5 protein-coding genes, 1 tRNA gene, 1 rRNA gene and 1 pseudogene are annotated in these 6707 nt (G+C 53.3%); 6 read left to right on the top strand and 2 right to left on the bottom strand.

The window, feature by feature from the left end; translation table 11 throughout:
- The first annotated feature begins 70 nt into the window (after positions 1–70).
- The 3 genes from rrf (at position 71) to dkgB (ending at position 1284) form a co-directional block, all read left to right on the top strand.
- Positions 71–186, top strand: a 5S ribosomal RNA gene (rrf, locus tag ACF8PE_RS06445).
- 55 nt (positions 187–241) lie between these two features.
- Positions 242–318 (top strand) — tRNA-Asp (locus ACF8PE_RS06440).
- Between the two features lie 162 nt (positions 319–480).
- Positions 481–1284: a 2,5-didehydrogluconate reductase DkgB gene (gene dkgB, locus ACF8PE_RS06435; RefSeq protein ID WP_392494697.1), complete on the top strand. Its 804-nt coding sequence runs from the start codon at positions 481–483 to the stop codon at positions 1282–1284.
- Between the two features lie 30 nt (positions 1285–1314).
- On the opposite strand, the pseudogene yafC reads toward dkgB, so the two are convergent.
- Positions 1315–2219 (bottom strand): annotated as a pseudogene (yafC, locus tag ACF8PE_RS06430) (DNA-binding transcriptional regulator YafC); the annotation flags it as partial.
- A gap of 104 nt (positions 2220–2323) precedes the next feature.
- Between yafC and ACF8PE_RS06425 the strand changes: the two are divergent.
- From ACF8PE_RS06425 to ACF8PE_RS06415, 3 genes are all read left to right on the top strand, one after another.
- The gene (locus ACF8PE_RS06425; RefSeq protein ID WP_191153124.1) at positions 2324–3499 is read left to right on the top strand and encodes an MFS transporter; all 1176 of its coding nucleotides are present in this window, start codon (positions 2324–2326) and stop codon (positions 3497–3499) included.
- 139 nt (positions 3500–3638) lie between these two features.
- Positions 3639–4439 (top strand): endonuclease/exonuclease/phosphatase family protein, encoded by an 801-nt coding sequence (locus ACF8PE_RS06420; protein ID WP_032616661.1) that lies wholly within the window; start codon positions 3639–3641, stop codon positions 4437–4439.
- Between the two features lie 76 nt (positions 4440–4515).
- On the top strand, positions 4516–5286 hold the full coding sequence (locus tag ACF8PE_RS06415; protein ID WP_032616662.1) for a class I SAM-dependent methyltransferase: 771 nt from the start codon (positions 4516–4518) through the stop codon (positions 5284–5286).
- Between the two features lie 53 nt (positions 5287–5339).
- Here ACF8PE_RS06415 and mltD read toward each other — a convergent pair whose 3' ends face one another.
- Positions 5340–6707, bottom strand: coding sequence for a murein transglycosylase D (gene mltD, locus ACF8PE_RS06410; RefSeq protein WP_059308685.1), 1368 nt, complete (start codon positions 6705–6707; stop codon positions 5340–5342).

Here is a 6707-nt window from a genome sequence, read left to right as displayed (position 1 = left end):
GACTGAGACAATTTTCAGCTGATACCGGATTAACCGGGTGGCCCGTGTGGCGGCCCGGAAACAGAATTTGCCTGGCGGCTGTAGCGCGGTGGTCCCACCTGACCCCATGCCGAACTCAGAAGTGAAACGCCGTAGCGCCGATGGTAGTGTGGGGTCTCCCCATGCGAGAGTAGGGAACTGCCAGGCATCAAATTACGTAGTGAACCGGGGCAGTAACCCGGTGGTTACAGAAGTATTCGGTGGAGCGGTAGTTCAGTCGGTTAGAATACCTGCCTGTCACGCAGGGGGTCGCGGGTTCGAGTCCCGTCCGTTCCGCCACTTATTAAAAGCCCTGAGCTAACGCTCAGGGCTTTTTTCTTGTCTGTTTTTTAATTATTGCCATAAACGCAAAAATCCTCTGCTTAATACGCTCTTTTTTCAAATAGCCACAGCAGTAATAATCCTCTTTATTAGCAAACATGATGAAAAAAGAGGAATTCAATGGCTATCCCTGCATTTGGTCTCGGCACTTTCCGCCTGAAAGACGACGTTGTAATCGGATCCGTTAAAACTGCTCTCGAACTGGGTTATCGCGCCCTTGATACCGCACAGATCTACGATAACGAAGCCGCTGTCGGTCAGGCCATCGAAGAGAGCGTTGTACCGCGCGACGCACTTTTTATCACCACCAAGATCTGGATTGAAAATCTCAGCAAAGAGAAGTTAATCCCAAGCCTGAAAGAGAGCCTGAAAAAGCTGCGTACTGATTATGTCGATCTCACCTTGATCCACTGGCCATCACCGAACGATGCGGTAGCGGTTGAAGAGTTTATGCAGGCATTACTGGAAGCCAAATCCCAGGGGCTGACGCGCGAAATAGGAATTTCTAACTTCACTATCCCATTGATGGAAAAAGCTATTGCGGCTGTCGGCGCAGAAAATATCGCGACCAACCAGATCGAGCTTTCTCCTTATCTGCAAAACCGTCAGGTGGTGGAATGGGCACAGCAGCATGGCATCCATATTACCTCTTATATGACGCTGGCTTACGGCAAAGCGCTGAAAGACGAAACCATTCTGCGTATCGCTGCTGAACATAATGCCACTGCTGCTCAGGTTATCCTGGCGTGGGCGATGGGAGAGGGTTATGCGGGGATCCCTTCTTCAACCAAACGTGAAAATCTGGCAAGCAACCTGCTGGCTCAGGATCTGACGCTGGATCAGGACGATAAAAAAGCGATCGCAGCACTGGATTGCAACGATCGCCTGGTCAGCCCGGAAGGTCTGGCGCCGAAGTGGGATTGATTTAACCCCCCGCTTCTGTACCCTTAACCCTCTTACAGCTCCTTCGGGAGCTGTTTTACGTGCTCGCTCAGAAAGTCGATAAAGGCCCGAATTCGGGTGCTTACCGCTCTGTCGCTGTAGTAGACCGCACTAAAGGGCATCTCTACCGGCAGACGTTTATCGGCCATCAGCTCGACCAACTCGCCCCGGGCTATCTCTTTATCAATCATATAATCCGAAAGACAGGCAATCCCGTTCCCTTCAAGGCATAACTGCTTGAGCGTCTCGCCACTGTTCGAAGATAAGCCGCTGACCACTTCATGAAGTTGGCCATCATGGCAGGCGAGGGGCCAGGTATTAAGGGATACCGGTTCCGTGAAGCCCAGGCACAGATGCTGCTTAAGCTCCTCAATCGTCTCAGGCTTGCCAAACCGGGCTATATAGGCCGGGGAGGCGATAACTTTGCGATAACTGGTGAACAACGGGCGTGCCCGCAGGCTGGAATCGGTCAGCGTCCCGGCGCGGATCGCCACATCCACTTTGCGCTCAATCAGATTAATGAAGGTTTCAGACGAGACCAGAGACAAAGTCATTTCAGGATAACGTTCGCGGAAAGGTTTAATCAACGGCATCAGGAAATGCAGCACTACAGGCGTGGCGGCGTCAATGCGTAACAGGCCGCGTGGCGTGCTACGCGTTTCCATAATTTCCGTTTCTGCCGCCGCCATCTCCTGCAGAATAGACTGCACGCGCCGAAAATAACGTTCGCCTTCCTCGGTCAGGCTTAGCTGACGGGTCGTCCGGTTAAGCAGGCTAACACCCAGCTTCATCTCCAGCTTTTTGACCGACCGGCTGACGGCGGAGTTCGCCTGACCCAGCTGTTCGGCGGCACGGCTGAAACTACCGCTCTCCACGACGGCGACGAAGATCGCCAGTTCCTCAGAGGTTGCTTTCATTGTTGCTTAATCCGCAAAATTATATTGATACTTTGAGCATTTTTGTTATTTAAACACTGGCGCATACTCCGTGTCATCTTAATCCTGATGAGACGGAGTTTTTTATGCCTCTGGCGCTACTTGCCTTGACGATCAGTGCCTTTGCAATCGGCACTACCGAATTTGTTATTGTAGGTCTGGTTCCTACGATTGCGGACCAGCTTGCTATCTCACTGCCTTCGGCAGGTTTGCTGGTCTCCATCTATGCCCTTGGTGTCGCGATTGGCGCGCCAGTGCTAACCGCATTAACCGGTCGCCTGCCGCGTAAGCAGTTGCTGATGGCCTTAATGGTGTTGTTCACTGCCGGAAACATTCTTGCCTGGCAGGCACCTGATTACACGACACTGATCATTGCCCGCCTGCTGACGGGTCTTGCCCATGGCGTCTTCTTCTCCATCGGCTCAACCATCGCGACGAGTCTGGTACCCAAAGAGAAAGCGGCCTCTGCCATTGCCATCATGTTTGGTGGTTTAACCGTGGCGCTGGTTACCGGTGTGCCGCTGGGAACCTTTATCGGTCAGCATTTTGGCTGGCGTGAAACCTTCCTGGCGGTCTCGCTGCTCGGGGTCATTGCGTTGATCAGCAGCCTGGTACTGATCCCATCGAACATTCCAGGTCGTGCAGCAGCGACGTTGCGTGATCAGCTAAAGGTCCTGACCCATCCACGTCTGCTCATGATCTATGCCATTACGGCGCTGGGTTATGGCGGTGTGTTTACCGCGTTTACCTTCCTGGCGCCAATGATGCAGGATCTGGCTGGCTTCTCTCCGAGTGCAGTCAGTTGGATCCTGTTGGGTTATGGCGTTTCGGTAGCAATCGGCAACATCTGGGGCGGCAAGCTGGCAGATAAACACGGCGCCGTTCCGGCATTGAAAATTATCTTTGCCGCGCTGGTTATCCTGCTGCTGGTCTTCCAGTTCACTGCCTCAATGCAGTATGCCGCACTGGCGACGGTACTGGTGATGGGGATCTTCGCCTTCGGCAACGTACCGGGCTTGCAGGTTTATGTGGTGCAGAAAGCCGAGATGTATACACCCAACGCTGTCGATGTGGCGTCTGGTTTGAACATTGCCGCTTTCAATGTTGGGATTGCGCTCGGGTCTATTATTGGTGGGCAGACCGTCGAACACTTCGGTCTGGCGCAAACTCCGTGGATTGGTGCCGTTATCGTACTTGTCGCATTTTTGTTGATTGGCCTGAGCGGTCGTCTGGATAATCCTGCCCGTGTTGTGCCGGAATAAGCATGGTGTAAGCACTTGCTAACAAAACGAAACAGCGGTTTATCCGTAATTGCGTTGAAAGTGTGAGCTGAAAACCCTATAACATTAGAACCCGCTCCTGTTTCTGGACGGGTTCTGTCTATAGAGGTCGTTTCACATCGTGCGAAAAAATACCTATGCCATGCGTTATGTTGCCGGACAACCTGCGGAGAGAATATTACCGCCGGGTTCGTTTGCGAGCATTGGTCAGGCGTTGCCCGCCGGCGCACCTTTAAGCAGCGATGAAAAAATTCGGGTGCTGGTGTGGAATATCTTTAAACAGCAGCGTGCTGAATGGTTATCCGTCCTGCAGAACTTTGGTAAGGATGCGCATCTCGTTCTGCTGCAGGAGGCGCAAACCACCCCTGAGCTGGTAAGGTTTGCAACCACTAACTACCTCGCCGCCGACCAGGTGCCGGCATTTGTCCTGCCGCAGCATCCGTCAGGCGTGATGACGCTCTCAGCCGCTCACCCGGTTTATTGCTGCCCACTGCGCGAACGTGAGCCGCTCCTGCGCCTGGCAAAATCTGCTCTGGTCACCGTATACCCGCTGCCGGATACTCGCCTGCTGATGGTGGTGAACATTCACGCGGTCAATTTCAGCCTCGGCGTTGACGTCTACAGCAAACAGTTACTGCCTATCGGCGATCAGATCGCGCATCACAGCGGTCCGGTCGTCATGGCCGGTGATTTCAATGCCTGGAGCCGTCCACGTATGAATGCGCTTTATCGCTTTGCGCGTGAGATGTCGCTGCGCGAAGTACGCTTTACCGATGATCAGCGTCGCAAGGCGTTTGGTCGTCCACTCGATTTTGTCTTCTATCGTGGTCTGAACGTGCACGAAGCCTCAGTGCTGGTGACTCGTGCATCCGATCACAATCCGCTACTCGTCGAATTCAGTCCCGGCAAGCCTGAGCGATAGAGGTGCGTCAGGTCTGCCGTGGGGCAGGCCTGCGCAGGTGCTGCCCTTTATTTTTCATCAACCGAAGGACAGCAAAATGACAACACAGTCCCATCATGACAACGTAGAAAAACAGTTTGGCTCCCAGGCGAAAGCCTATCTCACCAGTGCGGTTCACGCATCCGGGCGCGATCTGCAGCGTCTGGCTGAACGTCTGGCCGACTTCCCCGATGCCAGCGTGCTGGATTTAGGCTGCGGTGCGGGTCATGCCAGCTTTGTAGCGGCACAGCAGGTTAGCCATGTAACCGCATACGATTTATCCAGCCAGATGCTGGAGGTCGTCTCTGCGGCCGCCAGTGAGAAGGGGCTGGCGAATATCGCCACCCGTCAGGGTTATGCTGAATCCTTACCCTTTGCCGATCAATCGTTCGATATCGTTATTAGCCGCTACTCGGCGCATCACTGGCATGATGTCGGCCAGGCGTTGCGCGAGGTTAAACGGGTTCTGAAGCCGGGCGGTTTAGTGATCATCATGGATATCATGTCGCCGGGTCATCCTGTACGTGATATCTGGTTGCAGACGGTTGAAGCCCTGCGTGATACCTCGCATGTCCGTAATTATTCCAGCGGTGAGTGGTTATCCATGTTCACTGAAGCAGGGCTGATTACGCGGGCACTGGAAACCGACAGGCTGACGCTGGAGTTCTCCTCCTGGATTGCTCGTATGCGCACGCCCGAGGCATTAAGCCAGGCGATCAGGCTGTATCAGGACAGCGCTTCCGCTGAGGTAAAAGCCTATTTTGCATTGCAGGAAGAAGGCTCCTTTACCAGCGATACCCTCTTCGCTGAAGCCCAAAAGGCGGGATAAAACAAAAAAGGCACCGAGGGGAATCGGTGCCTTTTTACTTCAGGTTTCTGAAATCAGGAATCCGGAGTGGCGTTGTTTTTCACAAACAACGTTATCCGATCGCCAGGCTGCAGATTGTCGGTATCGCTATTCCAGCGCATCACATCTTTGATGTTCACGCCGTGACGCTTCGCAATACTCGAAAGCGAGTCGCCTTTTTGCACACGATAGGTAATGCTATCGTTGTTATTAGCGAGACGCTGTGCGCTGTTACCCGCGCCAATCGTCAGGTTCTGACCCACTTTCAGGGTAGAGCCGCGCAGCTTGTTCCACTGCTGCAGATCTTTCGTGCTCACGCCAAGACGTGATGCAATGCCTGAAAGTGTATCGCCTGTACGTACCTGATAGCTCCGGCTGTTAACCGGTGAATTATCCGCGATCAGCGTAGACTGAACCGCAGCAATTTCACCTGCAGCCAGCGATACCCGTAGCTGTTCAGCGTGCTTTTGCGGCACCAGAACGTATTTCGGCCCGCTGTTACCAAGCGTCGAGCCTTTCACACCTGCGTTGAAGGCTTTCAGTTTGGTGACCGAGATACCTGCCATATCCGCAACCTGTCTCAATTCAACAGGGTTGTTGATACGCACTCTCGCCAGCGCGCGACTTTCGTCCGAAGTCGGCAGCTTCACGCCGTACTGTTGGCTGTTTTTGAAGATTTCACTCAAAGCCAGCATTTTCGGTACGTATAGTTTGGTTTCCCGTGGCAGTGGAAGCGACCAAAAGTCGGTAGGTTTACCCCGTGCTTTATTCGCTTTCATTGCCTTCAGTACACGACCCTCACCGCTGTTATACGCAGCGACAGTCAGCAACCAGTCACCGTCGAACATTTTGTTCAGACGTTGCATCATGTCGAGAGCGGCAGTCGTCGAGGCGACCACATCACGACGTGCATCGTAGTTGCGGGTCTGTTTTAAACCATAATTTCGCCCTGTGCTCGGTATGATCTGCCAAAGACCTGCGGCCTTGGCGCCAGACGTTGCGTGTGGGTCAAAAGCGCTCTCCACTATGGGTAGTAGTACCAGTTCCATGGGCATGTTACGTTTCTTAACTTGCCCTGCTATCCAGTACATATACGGCTCTGCCCGTAAAGTTACATCGTGGAGATAGCTCTTATTGCTTAAATACTTCTGTTTCTGTTCGCGAATCCGGCTGTTTTCCGGAATCCCCATCTTCAGCTCGTCGCCAATAGAGACCCACAAGTCTTGATCCTGTGCGAAAGACGTCCCATCGTCTGCCCATCGCGATTGACTTGTAAACTTCCCTGCTTCCCCTTGACCAGCTGCAGAAAGGCTCTGTGCGTGCTGTTGTACGTTGCCAGTGTTCTGAGACGCCTGGCAACCCACAAGCAGGACAGAGGCGAGTAATATCGCTTTTGCCTTCAT

This window comes from Leclercia sp. GLN_9, from assembly GCF_043105735.1.
GTDB lineage: Bacteria > Pseudomonadota > Gammaproteobacteria > Enterobacterales > Enterobacteriaceae > Enterobacter > Enterobacter adecarboxylatus.
This window is presented reverse-complemented; position numbering and strand designations above follow the sequence as displayed.